The sequence below is a fragment of the Pelagimonas phthalicica genome (genome assembly GCF_004364805.1).
Taxonomy (GTDB): Bacteria; Pseudomonadota; Alphaproteobacteria; order Rhodobacterales; family Rhodobacteraceae; genus Pelagimonas; species Pelagimonas phthalicica.
On sequence record NZ_SOAP01000001.1, the window covers coordinates 718032 to 742345 of the forward strand.

The 24314-nt window shown below is 55.1% G+C and carries 21 protein-coding genes and 2 pseudogenes; 11 read left to right on the forward strand and 12 right to left on the reverse strand.

Features of this window, described 5'->3' with window-relative positions:
- Positions 1 to 72: 72 nt before the first annotated feature.
- Positions 73 to 1782 carry a hypothetical protein gene (locus CLV87_RS03565; protein WP_099243409.1) on the forward strand — a complete coding sequence of 570 codons (1710 nt, stop codon included), beginning with the start codon at positions 73 to 75 and terminating at the stop codon, positions 1780 to 1782.
- A gap of 72 nt (positions 1783 to 1854) precedes the next feature.
- On the opposite strand, the gene CLV87_RS03570 is transcribed toward CLV87_RS03565, so the two are convergent.
- The gene (locus tag CLV87_RS03570) at positions 1855 to 3201 is read right to left on the reverse strand and encodes a tetratricopeptide repeat protein (protein ID WP_099243408.1); all 1347 of its coding nucleotides are present in this window, start codon (positions 3199 to 3201) and stop codon (positions 1855 to 1857) included.
- Between the two features lie 525 nt (positions 3202 to 3726).
- Between CLV87_RS03570 and CLV87_RS03575 the strand changes: the two genes are divergently transcribed.
- From CLV87_RS03575 to CLV87_RS03605, 8 genes and pseudogenes are all read left to right on the forward strand, one after another.
- Positions 3727 to 5469 carry a peroxidase family protein gene (locus CLV87_RS03575; RefSeq protein ID WP_166652656.1) on the forward strand — a complete coding sequence of 581 codons (1743 nt, stop codon included), beginning with the start codon at positions 3727 to 3729 and terminating at the stop codon, positions 5467 to 5469.
- An 88-nt stretch (positions 5470 to 5557) separates the two neighbouring features.
- On the forward strand, positions 5558 to 5917 hold the full coding sequence (locus CLV87_RS23780; RefSeq protein WP_166652631.1) for a hypothetical protein: 360 nt from the start codon (positions 5558 to 5560) through the stop codon (positions 5915 to 5917).
- Positions 5823 to 6754: pseudogene (locus tag CLV87_RS03580) on the forward strand (IS5 family transposase). Before CLV87_RS23780 ends, CLV87_RS03580 begins: the two are co-directional and overlap by 95 nt.
- 143 nt (positions 6755 to 6897) lie before the next feature.
- A pseudogene (locus CLV87_RS03585) lies at positions 6898 to 7695 on the forward strand (IS5 family transposase).
- A gap of 158 nt (positions 7696 to 7853) precedes the next feature.
- Entirely contained in the window at positions 7854 to 9011 is a 1158-nt protein-coding gene (locus CLV87_RS03590; RefSeq protein ID WP_099243406.1) for an ABC transporter substrate-binding protein, read from the forward strand.
- Between the two features lie 53 nt (positions 9012 to 9064).
- The gene (locus CLV87_RS03595; protein WP_099243405.1) at positions 9065 to 10135 is read left to right on the forward strand and encodes a FecCD family ABC transporter permease; all 1071 of its coding nucleotides are present in this window, start codon (positions 9065 to 9067) and stop codon (positions 10133 to 10135) included.
- Positions 10132 to 10905: an ABC transporter ATP-binding protein gene (locus tag CLV87_RS03600; RefSeq protein WP_099243404.1), complete on the forward strand. Its 774-nt coding sequence runs from the start codon at positions 10132 to 10134 to the stop codon at positions 10903 to 10905. Before CLV87_RS03595 ends, CLV87_RS03600 begins: the two co-directional genes overlap by 4 nt.
- Positions 10889 to 11368 (forward strand): pseudoazurin, encoded by a 480-nt coding sequence (locus CLV87_RS03605; protein WP_235871829.1) that lies wholly within the window; start codon positions 10889 to 10891, stop codon positions 11366 to 11368. The genes CLV87_RS03600 and CLV87_RS03605 overlap by 17 nt, the downstream gene beginning before the upstream one ends.
- A 56-nt stretch (positions 11369 to 11424) precedes the next feature.
- On the opposite strand, the gene CLV87_RS03610 is transcribed toward CLV87_RS03605, so the two are convergent.
- Genes CLV87_RS03610 through dctP form a run of 4 tightly spaced genes read right to left on the reverse strand, consistent with a single transcriptional unit; the run spans position 11425 to position 14865 of the window.
- Positions 11425 to 12096, reverse strand: coding sequence for a M15 family metallopeptidase (locus tag CLV87_RS03610; RefSeq protein WP_099243402.1), 672 nt, complete (start codon positions 12094 to 12096; stop codon positions 11425 to 11427).
- A 2-nt stretch (positions 12097 to 12098) separates the two neighbouring features.
- Positions 12099 to 13364, reverse strand: coding sequence for a TRAP transporter large permease (locus CLV87_RS03615; RefSeq protein ID WP_208293325.1), 1266 nt, complete (start codon positions 13362 to 13364; stop codon positions 12099 to 12101).
- An 8-nt stretch (positions 13365 to 13372) separates the two neighbouring features.
- Entirely contained in the window at positions 13373 to 13834 is a 462-nt protein-coding gene (locus CLV87_RS03620) for a TRAP transporter small permease (RefSeq protein ID WP_208293326.1), read from the reverse strand.
- A 23-nt stretch (positions 13835 to 13857) separates the two neighbouring features.
- Complete coding sequence (gene dctP / locus CLV87_RS03625) at positions 13858 to 14865, reverse strand: TRAP transporter substrate-binding protein DctP (protein ID WP_099243399.1); 1008 nt, start codon at positions 14863 to 14865, stop codon at positions 13858 to 13860.
- Positions 14866 to 15112: 247 nt separating this feature from the next.
- On the opposite strand from dctP, the gene CLV87_RS03630 reads away from it, so the two are divergent.
- On the forward strand, positions 15113 to 15991 hold the full coding sequence (locus tag CLV87_RS03630) for a MurR/RpiR family transcriptional regulator (protein WP_166652657.1): 879 nt from the start codon (positions 15113 to 15115) through the stop codon (positions 15989 to 15991).
- Positions 15992 to 16123: 132 nt separating this feature from the next.
- Here CLV87_RS03630 and CLV87_RS03635 read toward each other — a convergent pair whose 3' ends face one another.
- The 3 genes from CLV87_RS03635 to CLV87_RS03645 form a co-directional block, all read right to left on the reverse strand.
- Complete coding sequence (locus CLV87_RS03635) at positions 16124 to 17884, reverse strand: methyl-accepting chemotaxis protein (RefSeq protein ID WP_099243398.1); 1761 nt, start codon at positions 17882 to 17884, stop codon at positions 16124 to 16126.
- A gap of 47 nt (positions 17885 to 17931) precedes the next feature.
- Positions 17932 to 18501, reverse strand: coding sequence for a hypothetical protein (locus tag CLV87_RS03640; RefSeq protein WP_099243397.1), 570 nt, complete (start codon positions 18499 to 18501; stop codon positions 17932 to 17934).
- A 72-nt stretch (positions 18502 to 18573) separates the two neighbouring features.
- On the reverse strand, positions 18574 to 18759 hold the full coding sequence (locus CLV87_RS03645; protein WP_099243396.1) for a hypothetical protein: 186 nt from the start codon (positions 18757 to 18759) through the stop codon (positions 18574 to 18576).
- Positions 18760 to 19086: 327 nt separating this feature from the next.
- Between CLV87_RS03645 and CLV87_RS03650 the strand changes: the two genes are divergently transcribed.
- Positions 19087 to 20097, forward strand: a complete 1011-nt coding sequence (locus tag CLV87_RS03650; RefSeq protein ID WP_099243395.1) for an MBL fold metallo-hydrolase — start codon at positions 19087 to 19089, stop codon at positions 20095 to 20097.
- 95 nt (positions 20098 to 20192) lie between these two features.
- Here the strand turns inward: CLV87_RS03650 and CLV87_RS03655 are convergent, their stop codons facing one another.
- Genes CLV87_RS03655 through CLV87_RS03670 form a run of 4 tightly spaced genes read right to left on the reverse strand, consistent with a single transcriptional unit; the run spans position 20193 to position 24312 of the window.
- On the reverse strand, positions 20193 to 21665 hold the full coding sequence (locus tag CLV87_RS03655) for an NAD-dependent succinate-semialdehyde dehydrogenase (RefSeq protein ID WP_099243394.1): 1473 nt from the start codon (positions 21663 to 21665) through the stop codon (positions 20193 to 20195).
- Positions 21666 to 21687: 22 nt separating this feature from the next.
- Positions 21688 to 22860, reverse strand: coding sequence for an iron-containing alcohol dehydrogenase (locus CLV87_RS03660; RefSeq protein ID WP_099243393.1), 1173 nt, complete (start codon positions 22858 to 22860; stop codon positions 21688 to 21690).
- Between the two features lie 10 nt (positions 22861 to 22870).
- Positions 22871 to 23530, reverse strand: a complete 660-nt coding sequence (locus CLV87_RS03665; protein ID WP_099243392.1) for an ABC transporter ATP-binding protein — start codon at positions 23528 to 23530, stop codon at positions 22871 to 22873.
- Complete coding sequence (locus tag CLV87_RS03670; RefSeq protein ID WP_099243391.1) at positions 23530 to 24312, reverse strand: ABC transporter ATP-binding protein; 783 nt, start codon at positions 24310 to 24312, stop codon at positions 23530 to 23532. The genes CLV87_RS03665 and CLV87_RS03670 overlap by 1 nt, the downstream gene beginning before the upstream one ends.
- Positions 24313 to 24314: the final 2 nt, after the last annotated feature.

A 24314-nucleotide genomic window follows, 5' to 3' on the forward strand; every position in this document is an offset into this window, starting at 1 on the left:
AAAATGTTAAGTTTCACACCACTCGAAACCCCAGCCCCAGCACCTGTGAACCTGTTGCCTGCGGGTCTTCCGATGATCGTAGACACGTTTCAAAACAACGAGTTGCGCCAAGCAGTTTATTTCGCTGATACGCCTGAAACGCTAAGTGTCATCCAACTCCAACGCAGTGACGACGTGGAAGACCCGTTCAAGAACCTATGGCCTAGCATAGCTGGAGAGGACGAACTGAATTCAGACGACCCGCTCATCTTGCTTCAAAAATACCAGCCGGTTTCGTTGGGGCACTTTGTGCCTGCCGGCGGATTAAGGCTTGGAAGTCAATTGCCATTCACCGGGGACAAAGAGGACCAAACGGCCGCCGACGATATTGAAATCGGAATGATTGATGCGGGTATCTCATTTTGGAATCCTGTCGCAGTGACCACTGATCCGACCAACGCAACAAAAACCAGTAGGTTTGCCACCATCGGCGGTCTCAAACTGGAAAACGGGGTGATCACCAATCCACACCTGACGCCAACGCAGATTGCAGACTTTGTTGATCGCTCGGATCAACAAAACCGTGAGGAAATGGAGAAAGCCTTTCCTGAAAGTGTCTTTGCCGAATGCGCACGGCGACCTTTGAATTCGCCGTCGGGGTCAGCTCACGGCACCGCGATGATGGACTTGCTGTTGCGAACGATGCCACAGGACAAACCCTTGCACGCGTTGGAATTGCCAGCGTCGGTTCTGCGGGATTTGTCGGGAGGCTTGATGTCGGGCATCATGCATATTGCGATCCGCGCCCTTGTGCAGCAAGTGTCGATTTACAGGAAGTCAAAGGAACTAAGCGACAGGTTCAGGATGGTCATTTTGATGGCCTACGGATTTACTGGGGGGCCTCAAAAAATAAGATCCGACGTCTTGGTCCCGCTTGAAAAAACCCTCTGTGAACTACATGCACGGCATGGGAAGGTCGAGCTTGTTGTTCCGATAGGGAACCACCTCCAAGATCAGGTGCACGCGACCTTGCATACGGGAGAGCAGATAGGTTGGCGCATTCAACCCGAAGATTTCTCTGCGAACACGCTAGAAGTCGTACAGGGCATGGACGATCCCCCAATTGAGGTCGCTGCGCCAGGAGGCGCATTTGCACAACTACCTCAAGTGCTTGGGCTACATCGTGTAGATTTGGACGGCACACCGATAGGCGCGTTGTGGGTGAAAGACGACAATGGACTCAAACGCTCACGGCTCAGTTTGATTCCAACCGCCACGCGGAAAAGCGGTGTTGCGACAGCACCATTTGGTTGTTGGTCTTTTAGCGCGGGCCGCGGCGCCGCGGATCTTTGGGTGTTGCGCGATGAAACCGGATTTGAGGCAGACCCGTTTAAGCCGGCGCGTTCTTCCTGGTTCGAGGATGTCGGCTATGAAAAGGCGGATGCTGTTGGGATGCCTTTGCTCGAAGATAATCCGTCCAACGCTAACGCAAAACTGCCGCTTGTGCGCCGCAAAGGCACCGCTTCGATTATTGCGACCTCCAAACACCCTAATGTGGTCGTTGTTACCAGCCAAGATGAAACCGGCAAACCTGCGAACTATGCAAGCCTAACCCAAGACGGGACAGCGGCACGTCACGCAGTAAAGTTATCAACGGGCTTCGATCCGATCGAGGAGTTTGACCTGCTGCCTATCGGTCCTTTCATTGGCCCAGCAGTCCTAGGCAACGCAAGTAAAGATCGCTTCCGGGGACAAGGGACTTCGATGGCAGCGGCCTTGAAAGCTGGAGAACTTGCGCATTAACAGCGCATCCTGCTGAAAACATTGGATCTGCAACCAGGCGAGTACACCTTGAACAGAGGATGTGCTCGCTTGTTACTGATACTGGAGTTCACCCACCAATCCAAGATTTTGCAACGTGTGGATCGGATAATCACTTTTCCTTAGATGTTCGATCCGAAACCCGCTCTCCAGCCCAGCCAAACGGTCAGCCGCATGTTTTGCTTCGAACTGGTCATCAACCAAAAGGCTGGTGGCAATCAGGTAACGAAGCGATGCGCGGTGACGCGTATTGCTGCGGTGGGCCCGGCGCGCAGCGTCATGGGCACCCGAGAAATCTCCTAGCGCCAACGCGGTGAGACATAGCTCAACGTCCCAAGCAAAGGCGTGCGGCAATCCATCAGCCGCAAGACGCGCGGTTTGCGCGAGGCGCTGCGCGTCTTCTGTTCGACCGCGTTTAAGGGCGATGCGGGCAGCGGCTTGTAGGACGTAAGGGTTTCCATCCGAACCGCCGAGCGCAGCTTGGACCAACCAATCCGCATAATCCAGGTCTCCGATGAGATCCATTTCGATCCGCGCCGCAATGGCGACAACCAACGGATTGCCGGGGCGCATGTCGACAGCATCCTGTGCCAGAGCACGCGCTTCCTCTGTCTGGTTTGATTCACGGAATTCCAGACAGCGTACCAGTTTTGCGAATCCTCTCCACGATATGGACGTAGCCAAGGCTTCACTCGTCTCAAGACAAGACAAATCCTGTTCCGCGGCGATGACCCTTTCAAGACTTGGGTCATAAAGCCTCGCGGCAGCCCGCGTGGTCATCATCAAAGGCGAAACGCTCGCGTTACGGCACGCATAATACCGCGCCATAATCTGGCTGATTGCGCGCGAGACAAAACTCGACAACTGCGCAGTCAGCGAGTCGTGTTTCGATTCCAAGGCTAGGCGCAATCGGTCAGAACAAAGAAAACGACGATCCTTGTCGGCTAAACATCTTAAGTGAACAGACCAGAACCCGGCTTCGATCACTGAAACCATTTCAAGGTGAAGGATCGTAGACGCCTGCGCCAAGCGATCTTCCGAAGGTTCCGCCAGCGCAAAAACCGTATCCGCCCCTTCCGATTCAAACCTTTGGGATATTGTGTCCGCCAAAACGGTTTCGAGAAATTTGGTCTGTGCCGTTGCATCAGCGCTGTTTGAGCGAATGATGATTAACGTCGTACCACACTGCTCCTCGTCACCCGTGTTCACAGAAGAAGGATGGGCAGCTGGCTCGGTTGTAACCGCAGGATCTTGTGCTCTTAGATCACGCAACCATTCATCAAAAGCCGGATCCGGCGCGTCGACCAGTTCCAATAGCTCAGCAGGTGTACCGTCGGTCGTGTCACGCGTCACTTGCACATTTTTGGTCAACCAAACTTCATGTCGGTCGGCATCAATCAAGTCAGGATCCGAAAAAGCGCGCCGCAAGTTTTTGAGCGCAGTTCGCAGACTGCTAGCGGACTTTTCAGCAGGACTGTTGGACCAAAGTATAGATTGCAACCACAGTCGCGATGCTCGGAAATCGTTGCATGTGGCAAGCAACGCAACAATGGCACGTTCTTTTCGATTGCTTGGAGTCAAATCGCCGTTATCGGCGGAAACTATCTTAAAGCGTCCGCGCGCATGTATGTGCCACGACTGGCATTTGTCCCCCATAGCTTGCTTGCCCCACAACTCAGGTGTGATGGAAACCGTGCACCTCCCAGGCCAACAAAAAGGCCGCCAAAAATAGAAACACATAACGCAATTTCAGTCAAATCGGCACGCCCATGCAGGCGAAAAGCAAGGTCACAAACCGGTGCCCCACGAAACCAAAGTCGCTTATCCAAAGCCCGTCTTGCCCTGATGCCCCCCAATCACGATCAGTTCACGCTCTCTGTTTCATGTTGTCGATATCAAGACATTCCGGATCCTGGAGATATTTTAATGCTTGTTTCATTTCGTCACGGCCAACACATCCCAATTACCGATGGGCAAGAAGAAACCGATTGCTCCAGTTTTGACTATTTCTTCAAAACTGCCGCTGAAGCTGAGTTTGGCGAGGGCACGCTTTTGGCGTTGGATGCCGTTCACCAGGACATGGTGGAAAGTGATGATCCCTCAGACAAGAATCATTCCAGCCTCCCTCCAATTTTTACGTATTTCGGTCAGTTCGTGGACCACGATATCACGGGCTTATCACAACGCGATGACGCAGCCCCTTTGCCCGAAATAGACGGTCCATTTGAACCACAATCCCGCAATCATGTTTTGGCAAAACTGATCAATACTCGCACGGGTCGCTTCGATCTCGACAGCCTGTACGGGTCCGAGCGCGACACAGGAAACGCCTCGTTGAACAAGCTCAATGGTTTGCTACGTTTTCCAAAAGATCGTGCGATGATGTGGATTGGTACGTACGGCAATCTGGATCGGCGCGTAAGGTTTCCGGAAAACGATCCTGGCGGCGACTTATTGCGACTGGATCACCTTCTTAAAACTGGCGCTTTTACAGAGGGCGACATCGAAGCATTGCCGGCAGCACACCGTGCATTGTTCATGCATCCTGACGGTTCGCTCAATCGGTCACGCGCCATTATCGCCGACGCGCGAAACGATGAGAACTTATTCATCGCTCAATTACATCTTGCCTTTTTACGCTTTCACAACCGGGTGGTTCAAGAATGGCCCCATGCGCGCAAAGCAGGTGACGAGAACGAAGTGTTTGAATGGGCGCGCCACCAGGTTCGTTTGTATTATCAGTGGCTAGTTCTCAACATCTGGCTCCCTGCCATCTGCGATCCGAAAGTTGTACGGGAAATCCTTTCCGATGGCCCGAAACTCTATGACGCGCTGTTAAATCAATGTCATTGGAACCAGGGCGACCCCTTGCCTATGCCTCTGGAGTTTGCAACCGCCTGCTTCCGCTTTGGTCACTCTATGGTTCGCGGAACGTATGATTGGAACGAGAATTTCGGACGTGGCCCGTCGCCGTTGATCCCCTCGGGCGCAGCTTTTGAGTTTATGTTCCTTTTCACTGGGTCAGTGCCAAAATCCGCCGGTGATCCGGCAAATGGTATCCCGCCCAGAGAACCAATGGGCGGCAATGGACCAAAACTGCCAGGAAATTGGGGGGCCGATTGGGATCGATTGGTGCATCCATTGTCCCAATTTGCAGATCGCTCGACCCGTCGCATTGACACCGTCCTGGCCGACCCACTGACGCGGATGGAAAACGAGAAGCCAAACCCGATTGCCAGAAATCTATTGGCACGCAATGTACGGCGTGGGTTCTTGCACAATCTTCCAACCGCACAGTCCGCGATAAATGGGCTTGAGGCGCTGGGCATGTCGTTCCGCAAATTGACAAAGGCTGAAATTTGCTCCGGTAGGACTTCTGGCGAGATCAAGAGCGGTGGGTTCGACGATGAAACCCCCTTGTGGTTCTACACGCTAAAAGAGGCCGAGCTTTTAGGCAGTGGTCAGCACCTTGGTCCACTTGGCAGTCACATCGTGGCAGGCACGATCATCGGCCTCATCTTGCGTGGTCCGAACCCCGTATGGGAGACGCCTGGCTCTCACGAAGGACGTTGGCATCCAGTTGATGGACCGCGTGTATCTGGTCAGTTGGTCGACAGCTTTCCCGCGCTCTTGCGCGCGGCGCTTCTGATGGAAAACCCCGATCACTAACCCTGTCGCAATTGGTGGCCCGCGTTTCTAACCCGGCCTCCAATTGTACGCAATTTTCTAAAATCACAGTAAAAAACAGGAGGGTATTATGGCAAACATGGCCACGCCTTATCCCGCGAGGAAAGTTAACGGAGCAGCATTTGCCGCAGCCGTTTCTTCAGTGCTGTTATGGGTGCTTCGAGAGCGTTTGGGATGGCAACTCCCCATAACGTTGGAACCTGCCATCGTGGCGATCGTAACCTTTGTGGTCGGGTATTTTATTCCACCGGCAGACCGCGACACACTGGATAGACTTTGTTGCACAAATGGTATGAGGGCTTCGCTGTTTGAATCCAGTGGGGTAGCTAGTGTGCATGAGCAGTTGTTCCCCTGCGAAGCAGAAGACCAGGAACTTTCCTTCTTACAACACGGCGCTGAAGCAGTATGGTTCGCTACCGATCTGGTTTGATCCCGAGATGCCTTAGCATGCATGTCCAACAGGCAAACTTGGTCGTCAACGTGAGTTCAGCGATGCAGCAATCCAGGTTTTCCTTATGATGAAGGTGCTTTTCGGTATGCCCCTTCGGCAAACGAACGAGTTCGTCGAGAGCCTCCTGCGTCTTGCCGGGTTGACTGGAAAGCTCCCGACTTCAGCACTCTGTGCCTCCGTAAGAAGGCATTGAACGTCGCCATCCCTTACCGCAGTGGATCGGGCTCGCTCCATTTGTTGGTTGATGCGACCAGGATCAAGGCCGAAGGTGGAGGCCAATGGAGCACCCGCAAACATGGCGGTTGCAAAAAGCGCCTGTGGCGCAAGCACCTCCTCGGAATGGACGTGAAAACACTGGCGGTTCGCGCGGTCGGGGTCCCCAAAAGCAATGTCGGCGATGCCTCGATGTTGCCTGACCTGCTTAAGCAGGTCCCACCGGGCCAAGACATCGCCACGGTTATCGCCGATGGAGCCTATGACACGCGTAGATGCCAGAACGTAATTGCCGCTCGCGACGCCGCTGCCATCATCTCTCCGCGCAGGAACACCCAACCTTGGACACCAACCAAGGCGGGTGCCATCGCGCGAAACGAAGCTGTAAGGGCGTGCAAGTATCTTGGGCGAATACTCTGGCGAAAACTGACAGAATATCACCGTCGAAGACGCGCAGAGACAAAGATGAATTTCGTCAAACTCCTTGGCCAAGGCCTCATGGCCCGAGACTTCGACCGACACGTTGTTGAGCTCCAGGTCAGGATCCTGATGTTAAACCGCTACACCGCTCTTGGCATACCCTTCACTGAATCCGTAGGATAAATCCGCTGGGGAAAGGGGAAGCTCGACCTCCAAACCTTTTGTGCAACAGAGCCGATCCCGACCCTAGGTCGTGTTGACATTTAGGATTCCCAGAAGTGTCTGTTTGTGATTCAAACTGTTTACTGGTTAGGAGGCCAGCATGATTGAGCAGACAGGAATTAAGCGACAGAGTTTGGACGAAGCTGGAACCTCATTTACCCGGCAAACCGACGGACCCGGGACGTAGCGGTCAAGACAATAGAAAATTCATGGAAGCCATACTTTGGCTTGCGCGAACTGGAGCGCACTGGCGGGCCCTACCGGAGCACTTCGGGAAGTGGAATTCGGTCTATGTGCGCTTCAATCGCTGGTGCCGAGATGACGTGTTTGATCGTCTTTTCAATGCGATGGTGGATGATCCAGACTTCGAGTATATCCTTGTGGACAGCACCATCGTTCGTGCCCATCAGCACAGCGCGGGCGCGCAAAAAGGAGGGCTGAAGCTCAAACGTTAGGGTGCTGACGAGGTGGGATCAGCAGCAAAATTCACCTCGCGGCCGATGCGCATGGCAATCCAGTCCGCCTGATCCTGACAGGCGGGCAACGCAATGACATCACCCAATCCGAACCCCTGCTTGAGGGGCTGAAAGCTGAGTTCGATCTGGTTCCCTCTCGGGATATTTGCGGCGCAAATACCCTGTCGGGCAAGGGACAAAGGGTATGATGGCGCGCGCGCAATGCGTGCAATCGCTGCGGCAGAGGCGATCCCTGTGGTTCCCCGTCGCACCACGACGGCATCGTGGCGTAGGTTCGATGCGGCGCTCTATAAGGACCGCAACGCTGTCGAAAGGTTCTTTAGCAAGATCAAACACTTTCGCCGCATCGCAACCCGCTACGATAAACTCGCACGCAACTATCTAGGCTTCACAAACCTCGTCTGTGCCCTCAAATGGTGCAAATGAATGTCAACACGACCTAACACATGTTGAGCTAACTGGCCATCTCTGTGGGCAGATTCACCCATGTTCGAAACCGTCCGAAATTAACTGACAAAAATACTTGGCTTTTTAAACGACTCCCCCTAAGAGGCGCGGTGTAATCAACCAATTCGGAGACCGCCATGTCTTTGCAGACATCCCTGAGCGGCTTCCTTGGGGCCATTGCAGCCAGCGCGACCTTGATCGTGTCAGCAACCGATGCTCAAGCAGAAGCCTTGACCTTTACCGATATCGCAGGCCGCGAAGTCACCCTACCAGAAATGCCCGACAAGATCATCCTGGGCGAAGGCCGGATGATGTATGCGATCAGCGCCGTGACCGACGGCAACCCGTTCGAAAAGATTGTCGGCTGGAACAACGACCTGATCCTTTATGACCCGGATGGGTTCCGCAAGTTCGAAGGTGTGTTCCCAGAAGACACCGCGCGCATGATCAATTTCGGCAATCCCTATGCGGGTGATTTCAGCATCGAAGCGGTTCTGGAATCCGAAGCGGACCTGGTGCTTTTGGAATCCGGAAGCCTGTTCAAGGCACAGGAAACCGGCCTGATCGAAAAATTGGACAGCGCCGGTGTGCAGGTGGCCTTTATCGATTTCCGCCGCAATGCCACCGAAAATGTGGTGCCGTCGCTGCTGGCGCTGGGGCGTATTCTGGGTGAAGAGAAGCGCGCCGCCGAATTCATCGATTTCTACATCGCCCAGATGCGCAAAGTGACCAATATCGTCGATGCCATCCCCGCCGAAGAGCGCCCGTTGGTCGTGGTTGAAAATGCCGCCGGCTGGCAGGTTGATTTCTGCTGCTGGTCCTTTGGCCCCTATAACTATGGCCGCTTTGTCGAATTGGCGGGGGGCACCAACTATGCCTCGACCCTGGCGAATGCCTATTCCGTCACACTGAACCTCGAAGGTGTCATCGAAGCCGATCCGACACATTTCGTTGCCACTGGTGCCAATTGGGCCGAATTCAAACCCGAAGTAACCTCGGTCCTGCTGGGTTATGAGGCTGATGATGAGGGCAACCAAAAGCGGATCCAAGCGCTGGCGGCACGGGCCGGTTTTGCTGACCTCGATGCTGTGAAAAACGGCAATTACCACGCCATTTTCCACCAGTTCTACAACTCGCCCTATCACTTTGTGGCCATTCAGCAATTGGCGAAATGGTTCCATCCCGATGATTTTGAAGATCTGGACCCATGGGAGACCTTTACAGAATTGCACGAACGGTTCCTGCCATTTGAACCTTCGGGCACGTTCTGGATGTCAGCCCCGGCTGCAAAATAACCACATGCGCCCGCAAAGGATCTGCCTTTGCGGGCCAAAGGAAAGGTTTTCGAATGTCCGACCAGACTATTTCCGCCGACGCGCTGTCCCTGGTTTCCGCTTATAAACGCCGGTCAATGTGGCGCGCGGCGCTGGTTGGCCTGGCCGTGCTGGCGCTGGTGACGCTGGTGGTTGTGGATATCAACACCGGCCCCGCCAATATGAGCTTTTGGCGCACGCTGCATGTGATCCTGGATCCCGATGTCGCCACCAACAAGGAACAGGTCATCATCTGGCAGGTGCGTTTGCCCGTGGCCTTGATGGCGCTGTTTGTTGGCGCGATGTTGGGTGTGGCAGGTGCTGAAATGCAGACCATTCTCAACAACCCGCTGGCCGACCCGTTTACCCTTGGCCTGAGCTCGGCGGCGAGCTTTGGGGCCGCTTTGGCGATTGTTTTGGGCTGGTCGGTCATTCCATGGTTCGGCGGCGTGATGGTGACCGTTAACGCGTTTGTTTTCGCGATGGGCACTTCGTTTTTGCTGTTCCTGTTCACGCGCTTGCGCGGTGTATCCCCCGAAGCGATGATCCTTGTGGGCATCGCGGTTCTGTTCACCTGCAACGCCTTGCTGGCCTTTTTGCAATACGGGGCCTCTGAGTTCCAATTGGCGCAGCTGATTTTTTGGCAGATGGGGTCACTGGCACGGGCCACCTGGACCAAGGTTGGTGTCTGCGCGGCTGTCCTATTGGTTATCCTGCCCTATTTCCTGTCGCGATCCTGGGCTTTGACGGCGCTTCGCATGGGTGAAGAAAAGGCCGCAGCCCTTGGTATCAATGTCTCGCTTTTGCGCATCACCGTGCTTGGGGGCGTTTCGGTTCTTGCTGCCGTGGCGGTGTCTTTTGTCGGGGCGATTGCCTTTGTCGGGCTGGTTGGACCGCATATCGCGCGCATGATCGTGGGCGAGGACCAGCGCGGCTTTCTACCGCTCTCGGCACTCTGTGGTGCGCTGATCTTGTCGGGCACCTCGATTGCCTCCAAGGCGATCACGCCGGGCATCGTCTATCCGATTGGCATGATCACGTCGCTGATCGGCATTCCCTTTTTCATCCTGCTCATCCTGGGCCAGCGCAAGAGGCATTGGCAATGACTAAACTAAAGGCCAAAGGGCTGTCGTTTTCATATGGAAAGCACAAGGTGCTGAGTGACGTCGGCTTTGCACCAATCGCGCCCGGCACCTTGACCGCACTGATCGGGCCAAACGCTGCGGGTAAATCGACCCTGTTCCGGCTGATTGCGGGGCTATTGCGCTCGGAAACTGGTGCGGTGCATCTGGGCGAGACAGACCTCGCCAGCCTGCCCACCCGCGAAAGGCTCAAACGGGTGTGCTTTATGCCGCAATTCTTTACGGCCAACGCCGCGCTGACGGTTTTTGACGTGGTGATGATGGCGCATAAGCAATTGCGAGGATGGCGGGTCAGCGAGGCTGATATGCGCGCCGTTGGTCAGGCGCTTGATCTGGCCGGGATTGGTCATTTGGCCGAAGCCTATGTCAGCGAATTGTCCGGTGGTCAGTCGCAAATGGTGTCGGTCGCCCAGGCGCTTATCCGCAAATCTGATGTCTATCTGTTTGATGAGCCAACCTCGGCTCTGGATCTGCGCCACCAATTGCAAGTGTTAAGCCAGATCAAAAGCGCCATGGCGGCGCGGGGGGCGATTGGCATGGTGGCCTTGCATGACCTGAACCTGGCCGCCCGGTTTGCTGACCATCTGGTGCTGATCGGGCAAGGCCGCGTTCTGGCGCAGGGCAGCCCCGACGAGGTTCTGCGCTCGGCCGCGATTTCAGAAACTTACGGGGTTGATATCGAAATCAGCACCGGCCCAAGAGAGGATCTTTTGGTTCATGCTTACGCGTCGTGAATTTGTTCTATCCATGGGGGCTTTGGCCGGGGCCAGCGGAGCGCTGGCCTGTCCCGCGCCCCTGTCCAACGGCAAGAAACATGCTGTTCTGATGCTGAACGCAGCCTGCGGCAATCCGGATATTCCCAACGTTTTTGAACCGGCGCTTTTGCATGTTGATATCGGCGATAGCGTGACGTTTCTGGCGACGGATGCGGGGCATAACTCCGCCTCGAAAAAGGGCATGATCCCCGAAGGTGCCGCCGCCTGGAATGGCGGTCTGGACGAAGAATTGACGGTGGAATTCACAGTACCGGGCATCTACGGCCATATCTGCCTGCCCCACTATGATTGGGGTATGGTCGGGTTGATTGTGGTTGGTCGAGACCTGCACAACCTCCAGACCGCCAAGAAAATCCGCCATCCCGGCAGTGCCCGGAAAGTGTTTCGAAACCTGCTGAAAGAGCTGGAAAATCAGACCTAACGCAGACCCTGTTGCCACCACCTGAGTATGCACTGCAGCCTTTACGTGAGCTTAGGTCAGGCGGCGTCAGTCGGTCCAAAGATTGCCTTTGGCTCTTGGCTGTACCAGGCCCAAACCCAGTTCCCGTAGTCAAAATGCCACCATTCGCTGGGTAAGTTTGTGAAACCGGCCGTGGTCATGGCCTGCAACAACACATGACGTCTTTCCATATGGTGCGGCTCGACCTGAGCCAGCGTCCAGCTACGCTCGCTTGGCTCGTCAAACTGGCTGCCCATATCCAGAAACTGCCCATCCGGGTCAGCAAGAGTGACATCAACAGACCCTCCGGTGATATGCGGGCTTGGGCGCAAAGGGTCGTCTGACGGACGCGAGGCGAATTGTAGCGTCAAGCGTTCAATCTCGTTGGGTTTAAGCTTGGGGTGATCCGCGATCACTTGCTGGCGAATGGTGTGAAACAAGGTGTTTTGCACCTCCTTGGAGCGCCAGCCATCCAGCAGCACCAGCTGGTAACCCTCGGGCAGGTTGCACGACGCCTTGATAAGGCGGTCATAGACACTTGCCCGAACCAACACTTCCGCCAAAGCCCCATCCAGCCCATTCTTGAAATAGACCGGCCATGTGATCCAGTGCGCGCAGGTCGAGGTTGGAACCAGCGGCTCATCACTGGTTCCGGGGGCAATCTGACCGGCAGCGTCCCAATCCAATGCGTGATTTTGAGGTGATGTCATGGTTACTTCAGGATTGAGGGGAGCCAGGTGGTCAGACCTGGCACCAGAATGATGATCATCAAGACGCTAAGCGCCACCGCGATGAACGGCCAGATTGCCACAAAAAGCCGTGCAATATCGACCTTACCTACAGCCGAGGCCACAAAGATACAGGCCCCCATAGGCGGTGTGATCAGGGCAATGGTGATATTCAGGGTAATCACGATGCCCAAATGGACGGGATCAATGCCAGTCACCTGCGCAACCGGCAAGAAAATCGGTGTGAGCAGCATCAACGCCGAGACTTCCTCCATGAACATCCCGGTGACAAAGGTCACGAGGGAAATAGCGATCAAGGTCAAGGTCGGGCTATGGGCAAAGGGCGCCAGCAATTCGGCAAAGGCTTCTGGCGCGTCTGCAAAGGCCAATTGCCAGGAAATCACCGAAGAGATGGCAATGATCACAAAGACAGCAGAGGTCAGAACCGCCGTGTCACGCAACGATGCCCAAAGACTGCGAAGATTGAGGTTGCCACTGACAACGCCCCAGATGGCCACATAGGCCACCGTCAGGGCCCCGGACTCTGTCGGCGTGACAACGCCAAAGACAATGCCTGCAACAATGATGATCGGCGCGACCAATGCGGGTAGCGCGCGATAGGCGGCACAGGCGATTTCACGCAACCTTGCGCGTTTCGCTTGTTTTTCAACACCATAGATCCGCGCATAAATCACGTTCATCGCGATAAAAGCCAACCCAAGCGCCAGGCCGGGCAAAATTCCACCAAGAAACAGACTGCCCACAGAAGTGCCGGTTTGACTGGCATAAAGGATCATAAAGATCGACGGCGGAATGATGGGGCCAATCAGCGAGCTGGCAGCGGTCAAACCGGCTGCGTAATGCCCCGGAAAGCCCGCTTTGCGCATTCCCGGCACCAAAAGCGTCCCCAAGGCAGAGGTATCCGCAACGGCAGACCCATTGATCCCGGCAAAAAACACACTGGCCACAACATTCACATGCCCCAACCCGCCGCGCAGATGCCCGACCAGCCGGTCGGCAAGTTGCAGCAAACGCGGCGTCATATTGCCATTGTTCATCAGGTTTCCGGCCAGAATAAAGAGCGGGATAGCCATCAGGGAAAACACATCAATACCGCCAAAAGTTTGTTGCGGAAAGATGCGGCTCATTTGATCAAAGCCGACAAAGCCAAAACCGACCACAGCCGTCACCATGAGGCTGATAAACAAGGGCATGCCGATCAGCACGTGGATCAGCATCACAAGAAGCATAACAGTTATCATTGATCACCCTCGACCACCTGGTCGCGCATGGCTTTGGGCCCGTTCAACAGCGCCAAAAGGAACAGCAGCCCAAACCCAAGCGGCATGATCGCGACAGGCCAGGAACGAGAGATCTGCAACCCTGGCGTTTTGAAGAACCCGACCTTGCCGACATATTCGTAGGAAAACCAGGTCATCGCCCCGGCCAATGCAACGGTCAGCACCCATTGGTAAGTGATGATCACCCTGCGGAGAGGCGGCGCGACACGTTTCTCAAGGATGGAGACGCGCATATGCGCCCCTTCGACCCAGACCGCCCCGACCCCGATCATGGCGGCCCCGATGATCGAATAGCGCGCCAATTCATCAAACCAGATCGGTGATGAGCCAAAGAAATAGCGCGCGCCGACGCCATAAAGGATAAACCCGGTGACCCAGGCGACCAGTAGGGAAGACACGCCCAAGGTGAGGCGTGCCAACCATTTTTGCAGCGCTGCAAGCATTACTTCAGCAGGTCGGATTTGCCGAGGTCAGCAAAGGCCGCTTCGATAAAGCTCTTATCGATGGATTGCGTGCCCAGCCAGTTGATAAAGCTTGGCTGACCGATTTTCTGGAATTCAGCCAGTTGGTCCGCTGTCGGTGTGATCACTTCCATGCCGTTTTCAGCCAGCCAGGTCACACGTTCCTCGACTGTCGCCTGCACCTTGGCGCGGGTTTTGTTGTTTGCTTCGACAACTGCCGCCTCCAATACGGCGCGGTCCTCGTCTGACAACGACGCCAACCATTCGCCATTGCCGACCAGAAACTGCATGGAATACTGCACGTTAGCCCGTGTCATGTATTTTTGCACTTCGTTCAACGAGCCCAGAATGATGTAAAGCGGTGGGTTCATCTGACCTTCGACAACACCGGTTTGCAACGCGCTGTAGACTTCGGTCCAAGGGATCGGCGTGCCGGACGCGCCCATCGCCTCGTACAGAGCGACCTGCGATGGATCCATCGCGCGGAACTTCATGCCATCAAAATCTGCCGGTGTATGGATCGCCTTGTCTGTGCTGGTGAAGGCCAGGAAACCGCCCTCTTCCACCACGGCCAGGATTTCGGAACCACCAGTGCGCTCGGCAAAGGCTGCCTCGACCATGCCCCAATATTTGCCCTCATCAAAAAAGCTGCGCGCCTCTTCAGGTGAGCCAAACATAAAGGGGGTGTTGGACACAAAGCTTTCTGGCACCACCGGAGACAGGCCGGCAAAACTGGCCACGTTCAGCATTGGCGAGGCCAGTGTATTTTCCATGCGCTCCTGCTCGCTGCCAAGTTGCGAGTTCGGGAACAGTTCGATTTCGATGTCAGTCTTTTCCTCGACAATCTTCTCAAGCGTTTCTGCAAAATAGTGAACGGCGTTTTTCTTGGCATCGGGCGCGCCATTATAGCCAAGCTTGATAGGGTCGGCATGGGCCGCAAAAGCAGTCGTCATGAGCAACGCGGCTGAGGCCAGAAGCTTGAGTTTCATGATGGTATCCTTCCTGTTGAAGAGGCATTTTCATTCATTGGCCCCGCTTGCGGTCTTTGCTTTGCACCTGAAACAACGGGCAGTTCAGCAAAAGAATCCGGCACAATTGGGCGTATCTATAGCGTTAGCGCAGTCCTCAAATGTTATCAAGATAACATTTTACGTGATAATGTTATTAAACGTAACACTTTGCAATTGCACAGACTCTATGATCAAAACGATACTGTACCCGCCAAAATCATCAGGGATGGAGACCACAAGAGTGGAGCAGGAACGCGACAGTCTGAGCCGGGCAATCAAAAACGCCGAAGCTGGTTTTACCCAAAAAGAGAAGCGTATCGCAGCTTACTTTCAGGCCCGCCCTGATGCCGTGATTGTCGAAAAGAACGCCGATATTGCCAAAAAGCTGGGCCTGAGCCCGATGACCGTCACCCGGTTTTTCCGCAAACTCGGATTTGCTGATACCGCGGACGCGCGGACGCGCATAATCAATGCCAACTATTCTTCAGGCAGCAGCCGTGTCGATCGCCGCTTCGAAGATAATTTCCTGCGGCGTACCAGCAGTGGCAGCGACAGTGACCTGGATCTCAGCTATGCCTCGATCGAAGCCGCCTTTGGGTTTCGTAATGGGGCGATGTGGACGGAGATCGTAGAGCTTTTATGCGCCTCAGATGCCGTGCATATCACCGGTTTTCAAACCATGCATTACCTGGCAGATGGCTTTTCCCGGCGGCTATCCTATTTACGCGACCGCGTGCATCTGGTCGACGGAATCGACGGGGTTTATGCCGGTCTGTTGCCTGAGGATGGCGAACGGGTGACCCTGGTCATGATGGATGTGTTTCGGTATGGTGCACATGGCCCGCAACTGGCAAAATTGGCCAAGAAACGCGGGATCGAAGTTGTCATTCTGGCCGATGAGTTTTGCGATTGGGCCGCCGGTATCACCCCGCATGTCTTGCGCTTTCCCGCCGAGACGCATTTCTTTCTGGCGATGCCACAGGGGATCACAACCGGGCTGAATCTTTTGCTTCAGGATGTCAGCACGCAACTGGGCGAAGCGGCAGGTCAACGTGTCAAAAAACTGTCCGAAGCACAGGATTATTTCGGCCTCTTTTTGGACTAGGGCCTGTGGGCTCTCACCAGAGACCCTAAGCCATTCTCAGCAACTTGGAGCAAATCGTACATCCAAGGCCCGTCGAAACGAATACAAAGACATCCAACCCCTCAGGTCACGCACCTAAATCAAGACCAGAAATTATGCTGCCCGATCGGACCCCGTTATCAACCCCTGGTCTTTTTTTGCCATGTCGTGGGTTTCGGGCTTATCTTTCTCGGTCGAAAACCGCCCGACAAGCCCGCCGAGCTCTTTCGCGCTAGCGCTCAATTCCTGAGCGGTTGTCGATGCTTCGATGACCATGGATGCATTCTGTTGGGTAACGCGATCCAAATTGGAGATCCCGACATTGACCTCGTTCAACCCCTCGGCCTGTTCGCCTGCGCTTGAGGCCAGGCCATTCATCATATTGGCGATTTCTTCGACTTCGCTCAGGACCTCATCCAACGCGGTGCCAGCTGCTTGCACCAATTCAGCGCCGGATTGCACCTGTTCGCTGGAACTCATGATAAGCCCTTTGATCTGCTGCGCCGCCTCAGAAGATCGTTGCGCAAGGGCGCGCACCTCGGAGGCCACAACAGCAAACCCGCTGCCAGATTCACCGGCTCGCGCGGCTTCGACGCCCGCATTCAACGCCAAGAGATTGGTTTGAAAGGCGATGTCGTCGATCATCGAAGTAATCTCGGAGATTTTCTTGGAACTGTCTTGTATCTGATCCATAGCCTCAACTGCGGCGGTCATGACACTGCCATTCTTGAGGGCGATTTCCCGAGTTCTTTGCACATTCTCATCAGCTTGCGCAGTGTTTTCGGCGACGGACTTGACCGTGTTGAGCATTTGCTCAAGCGCGGCCGCTGATTGTTCCAGAGTCGCGGCCTGGGTTTCTGTCCGTTGTGACAGTTCGTGTGAGGCCGAACTCATCCGATTGGCATTGTTCAGGATGAACTCGGCATTCTTGGCGACATCCCGCACCAACGCGTGCAGGTTACCACTAGCCCGATTGAAATTGACGCGCAGCGGCTCGTTGTCATCGTCAAAGCGATCGTCAATCTGGTGATACAGGATGCCCTCGGCCAAGCGGTCAAGCGCCTTGCCCATTGTCAGAACAACACCCTTTTGGATGTCGAGCAAGGCAGCGCGCTCTTCCTCTGAGGTGCGGCCGGCGCTCAGAACCTCGCGAAGGCTGTCGATGCGTTTGGCAATTGCGCCGATCTCATCAGGTCGCTGATCCATGCCTGTGGGTGAGAGGTAATCCCCCTGCTCGACCTGCGCCACGCTGTCTGACAGGCGTGTCAAAGGTTTCCCAACCATGCGGTGCAGCAAGAGCAAAGTCAGGCCCATCATCACCGTAAAAACAACTATAGCCAGGAAGACGACACCACGAACACTGCGGGCAACGACGGCACGCTGCGCCTCATAGCTGGACGCGATGGCAAAAACCCCGAAGGCTGGCCCGTCTGGCGATCCCAACACAGGATAGGCGACCAGACGGCCACTTTCGGCCCGTTCTGGCACCCCGCTTTCCAATGCTTGTGTGGCCAGAGTCATAAGGGCGCTGCCCTCCTCGGCACTTTGGCTTAGCACAGCACCGTCTTTGCCAAGAACCAGCGCCTCAGTTGCGTTGTCGCCGGCACTGTGAAGTGTCTGCAAGGCGATCTCATCGACCTTGTTAACCACATTAAAACGCAGCGGTTTTTGCAACGCGTCCACCGCTGAGGCCGCAAGATTGTCGACTTGTCTGTTCACCCCTTCAACCGCGAAACGATCCAATAGATTTAGTGCGCCTATCGACAAAGTTGCAGCGACCATGATCGTGGTGATCGCCATTGTTGCCGAGCAACGAAAAAAGATCGAATGGAAGAAAGATCTTTTTCGCGATTTCGGGGGGGGTGTGTCAGTCATTGAGCTCCCTTTCGGCACGCGCCCGGCCAAGGGCGGGTGCGCTTTGATTACATGATAAGCTCAGCATTGATGCCGACGGTCAGTGCGCCGATTGGTGCGCCGTTACTATCGGTCAGGGTAATCGATACCTGAGCCTGGTAGCTTTGGCTGGATTCATCGAATTCGATTTCAGACACATGAACGGCATCAGGTCCGACCGAGTAGGTCTTTTGAAACTTGGCCTCATCACCCTGCCAATAATCCGATGTCGGGTTGGATGCAGCGACGTTCAAGCCATGTTGATCCATGATGAAAATCTCGGTCAAAGCGCCGTCAGAGGACACGACCTGAGACCGCAGAAAGTCAGCCGCGGTGCTGGTCAATACGGAATCGACCAGGTCGGACCCGCCTGTGCCCACTTCGGCGCGCCAAACTTGATCCAGTTCCAGAATTCTGGCCTCGTTGTAATCCGCCGTGGTGACGTTTTGCGCGTTGATCGCCTCAGTCAAAACAGCGTCTCCGGCCCATGGCAGGATCAATGTATCGATCACCCCCTGAATGGCGGCGTCGGGTTCAGCAGCGGTCGCGAGGCTGGATTGAAGTGCCAAAACGGCAGAGATAATGAAAGCGCGGGTCATGGTGACCTCCGTAGCGATGGGTTTCCTATTCGGGACTAGGATCCTAAAAACCAATCGCTGCGATCCGCTTAATCAGGATCGCGGGGCGCTGTCCTCTTTTGTGTCATAATGCTTAAACTTGTTCTGTTTGGTACTGGCATCCGAGAATCCCACTTGTTCGATCCCAACACCCGCCAGATGATGAATAACATCGCGGTGGCAGGATTTGATCCAGCCGGTTTCGATGAGATTGTGTAAACGCATGACCATCGTGATCATGTTTGAGGCATCATCGGGCCCAACGGCGCACAATTTTCCAAACGCGCAGATCTAGGGCCAGGATGCATCGATTTGTTGCGCTTACTGCGCCATTGGCGTCAAACCAATGCATCCTGTCCCTATTTTATATGTGTGCGGCTTCCGCCCTCTCCTTGGGAATTTTGCGCGGGAAACGCTCATAATTCACGAGTCTCTCCCATCGCCTCACAAGGGATATCAGGCTTTGTTTTCCGGACAAGCGTGCGCCTGACCACTTGGTTGCCGACACAGACAATGTTGCGCGGCCGGTCAGAGCGCGAAGCGCTTTGATTTTCAGGGAGGAAAACCATGCGTGACTTAGTTCTAACTCGTCGCAACGCCTTATTTGGCGGAGCGGCCATGATGGGGGCATCCGTAACCGGCATACCCGGCGCAGCGGCTGGAACCGATTTGGTGACGCCAAAGAAATGGGACCAGGTTCCATATTTCTACAGGTTCAAACACGGCTCCATGCGTGGAACCGTGATCTCGGACGGTATCTTGCCACTGGGCGAACCGTCGGCCAGTTTCCTGGGCACAACCAAAGAAGAAGTCGGTCAGATGCTGACCAACAACTTTTTGGATCCGAACAACGTGATCCTGGAACAGAATATTCTGGTGCTGGATACGGGCAGCAAGCTCGTTCTGTTTGATACCGGTATGGGACATTCCGAGATGTTTGGCCCCACCACCGGCCAGATGATGAAGAACTTGGCGGCGGCAGGCATTGATCCAGCTGATATCGATGCGATTGTGTGTACGCATGCCCATTGCGACCATGTTTGGGGTATCATTGGGTCCAACGGCGTACCTAATTTTCCAAACGCGCAGATCTATATCTCGCAAACGGATTTCGAATTCTGGACGGATGAAGCGAAACTGTCCTGGGCAGAACCTGGTTACATGAAAGCCTTTGTCGCTGGGGCGCGTGCTAATCTACTCCCCATGCGCGACCGCATTGTGTTTTTCAAAGATGGTGAGGAATTCCTGCCAGGTATCCAAGCGATGGCTGCCCCGGGCCATACATTGGGGCATACCATCTTTATGATCGAAAGCGACGGGGAAACCATGGCAGCCATCGGGGACACCACGCATCACCACGTCCTGCTTTTGGAACGCCCCTTAATGGAGTTCGCCTTTGACACGGATCCCAAACAGTCGGCGCAAACCCGCTACAAGGTGCTGGATATGCTCGCCCGTGAACGCATTCCGATGATCGCCTACCACTTTCCTTGGCCAGGCATTGGCCACATTGCCAAAGTCGGCGACGGGTTTCAGTTTTACCCAGCGGCCATGGTCATGCAAACGCTTCCCGGCTGAACCTGTCACTCTCGGAACAGCCAAAGAAACCTCGGCGGATCACTTTTCCGCCGAGGTTTTTTGTCATCTGCAAGGTCCTCTAGCAAAGGCTGACGTCACACCCCGCCGAGGCACACATATTTGATTTCCAAGTAGTCATCGCAGCCATATTTGCTGCCCTCCCGTCCTTGCCCGGACTGTTTAACACCGCCAAACGGTGCGAGCTCCGTCGAAATCAGCCCCGTATTGACGCCCACCATTCCATAATCCAGCGCCTCTGCCACTTGCCAGACCCTGCTCAGGTCTTGGGCATAGAAATAGGATGCCAAGCCAAATTCCGTGGCGTTTGCCAATGCGATCACGTCATCCACCGTGTCGAACTTGAACAAGGGTGCCACAGGGCCAAAGGTTTCTTCCCGCGCGATCTGCATCTCGGCGGTTGCCCCAACAATCACAGTCGGCTCAAAGAAAGTGCCACCGCGATCATGTGGCGCACCGCCTGTGGCAACGGCCCCGCCTTTGAACAGAGCATCGTGGATGTGGCCTTTGACCTTTTTGACGGCCTTTTCCGAAATCAGGGGACCAGCTGTAACACCAGTTTCAAACCCATCCCCAACTTGGATTTTCTCAACCGCGGCAACCAGTTTCTCTGCGAAAGCCTCGTAAACACCAGACTGAACGTAAATTCGATTGGCGCATACGCAGGTCTGCCCATTGTTGCGGAACTTGGACACCATCGCCCCCTCGACCGCCGCATCAAGATCTGCGTCGTCAAACACAATGAATGGCGCGTTGCCTCCCAACTCCATCGAGGTCTTTTGAACCTGTTGGGCCGATTGCGCCATGAGGATTTTCCCAACGCCTGTTGACCCGGTAAAGGTCAGTTTTCTCACCAACGGGTTCGAACAGAATTCTAGTCCGATATCCGAAGACGCTGTCGAGGTGATCACCGAGAACAACCCGGCAGGCAAACCAGCCTCAAGCGCGAGCTTGGCCATGGCGAGAGCGGACAGTGGCGTTTCTGCGGCCGGGCGGGCCACGAAACTGCAGCCGACCGCCAAGGCCGGCCCGACTTTTCGAGCGATCATCGCATTTGGAAAGTTCCAAGGTGTGATCGAGGCCACAACGCCGACAGGCTGCTTGAGCACCAGAATGCGCTTGTCGGGCTGGTGCCCGGTAATAATGTCGCCATAGATGCGTTTGGCTTCTTCTGCGAACCATTCGATATACCCTGCCCCGTACAGGATTTCCCCCTTTGCTTCAGCCAGAGGTTTGCCCATTTCTGCGGTCAGGATTGCGGCCAGATCATCAGCATGAGCAACCATAAGGTCGTACCATTTACGAAGGACCTGTGACCGCTCCTTGCCTGTGCGTGCCGCCCAATCGTGGCGCGCATTTTCGGCGACCCTGATAGCTTCTCGCGCCTGCTCCAGGCCCATATCCGGCAACTGGGCGATAACCTCACCGGTCGACGGGTTCGTCACGTCAAAGCGTTGTTCCGCCTCCGAAACCCAGTTTTCCCCGATCAAAGCCGCTTCGACCAGCAGGTCCTGACGATCAAGCCTATTTTTCAAAGTGTTTTCTGTCATTTTTCTGTACCTTGATGCCTGTCTAAAGCGAGGCTTCATAGATGCACGCCGCATCCGCCTCGGTCACATCACGTGGATTGTTCACCAACAGACGCGTCTGGTTCATTGCATCAGAGGACAGTTTGGCGATGTCGCCCTGTTCAATCCCAACGCCACGCAACCCGGGCTCAAGCCCGAGTTCCGTGTTCAAACCTGCCAAGCGGTCAATCAGTTCAGCTGTGATTGCCTGACTGTCGCGATCCGTCGCGATATCCGGGAAGATATGTGGGGCCAACTCGGCGTAGGCCGGTGCCGCAACCAAAGCATTGAACCGCATGACGGCTGGCAGCACGAGCGCATTGGACAGGCCATGCGGGACCTTAAACAATGAGCCAACCGGATAGGCCAATGCATGAACCGCCGCGACCGGCGAATTGGCAAAGGCCTGCCCGGCCAGCATAGAACCCAGTAACATATTGGCACGTGCTTCGCGATTGGACCCGTTGAAAACGGCCTCGCGGATATTTTGCGACAGAAGCTTCAAGGCCTGCACCGCCAAAATCCGGCTAATCGGATTGTTGTTGGCGGATTTTGAAGTGTAAGCCTCGATTGCATGAACCATCGCGTCTACGCCCGTTGCCGCCGTGACAGCAGGCGGCAGTCCAAGCGTCAGATCACAGTCCAATAGGGCAATATCCGGCAAAATCAGCGCGGAGCTGATCCCTTTCTTCTCGGCGGTTCCGGTCGTCAGAATGGAAATTGGCGTGACCTCAGACCCTGTGCCCGCCGTGGTTGGCACAAGAACTAACGGCAGGCGGTTCCCGCGTGCCATCCCGACACCGTACATGTCGTCCAGCGGCTGGTCAGAGCCCAGACATAATGCAACCACTTTGGCCACATCCATCGATGACCCGCCTCCAAAGCCGATGACTGCGGAGACCTTTGCATTGCGCGCAATTTCCGCGGCCTCCAGAACGGTAGTGGCTTTGGGGTCGGGCTCGACCTGATCAAAAAGCGTCACCTCAAATCCCTTTTCGCTGAGATCTTGCAGTGCCTTTTCCGCTAATCCCAAGCCCATGATTCCGGGATCTGTCACAAAGAGAACCGTTGCGCTTGGCGCGACCTTGGGCAAACCAGCGATCAGATCGCCTATCTGGGCTGCACCGCCCGCCATTTGACGAACAGACGGCGTTGTATTGAAAATGAAATCTGACATGGTGTTCCCCCTAAGCGGCTCGTTTTGTGTCCATCAGACCGACTTGGCCGCGTTCAACGGCATAGACCTTGTCGACGACTTTTTCGGAATGGGTGTAATCGGATTCAGAAATCAGCACCGAAAGGTGCTCTTGGCGCAGGTCGCCAATAACCTCCATCAAACGTTGGGCCAGCGCGGGGGCCACCCCTTCAAAAGGTTCGTCTAGCAACAACAGATTGCTGCCCGCGACCAAAGCCCGTGCCAGCGCCACAAGCTTCTGCTGCCCTCCGGACAGGCTCATCGCCTTGCGATCGGCAAAGCGGCCAATCTCTGGCATGAGTTCGTAGACCCATTTCAGACGCGTTCGGTCCGTGTTTCCTGTCGCCCATAGTGAGACAAGGATGTTATCCTCGACCGTAAAATGGGGCACCAAACGGCGATCTTCGGGCAGATAGCCAATGCCAAGTTCGGCCCGGTGATGGGCGGGTTTGTCATGCAGCGCCCCGTGCTCGAACTGGATGGTACCGCCTTGCAGCGGCAACAACCCCATGATCGCACGCATCGCGGTAGTCTTGCCTGCACCGTTGCGCCCAATCAAACCGACCGTTGTCCCAGTTTCGATCTCCAAAGACACATCTCTTAGGATCGGCGTGCGTTGGATGGACAATGAAACATTCTTGAGTTGCAGCATTATGCCTCCTCCTCGGCTGTTGCCTCAGTTCGATGGAATTCGCTGCCAATGACGAATTCGCGAACCTTGTCATTGGTCAGCACTTGCTCGGTTCGCCCATCGGCCAAAATGGTCCCCTCGTAAAAAGCCACCACACGGGGGCTGAAGGTCTCGATGATTTCCATGTCATGTTCGATGAACAGCACGGCCGTTTCGGTTGCCTTCAAGGCTGAGATCAGGGTCGCCATAAACGCCATCTTCTCGTCTGCTGAAACGCCTGACGTCGGCTCATCAAGAAACAAAAGCTCAGGCTCGGCCACGGTGGCCATTGCGATGTCGACAAGCTTGCGAATGCCTTGGGCCAGAACGCCCACTTCGCGATGGGCGTGCTGGGCAATCGAAAACCGGTCAAGCAAGGCCAGCGCCCGCTTTTCGAGCGCCGGATTAACAGCCGTTTTGAACAAGGCCGGTCGCGGGTTGTCAGCAACACTCAGCGCGATCAGCACGTTATCCAGAACGGACAGTTCCGGAAACAATTGCGGGATCTGGAACGAGCGGCATATGCCCTTTTGGGTGATCTCGCGGGTCGGCAGACCGACGATGTTTTCACCACGATAAAGGATCTCACCGGACGATGGCGGCAGATAGCCCGTTACCATGTTGACGAAGGTTGTTTTGCCCGCCCCGTTCGACCCGATAACCCCCAAAACTTCACCTGATGAAATTTTGATATTGATATCATGGGCGGCGATAACAGCGCCAAAAGTGCGTTTCAGTTTTCGGGTTTCAAGTATGACTGTCATCT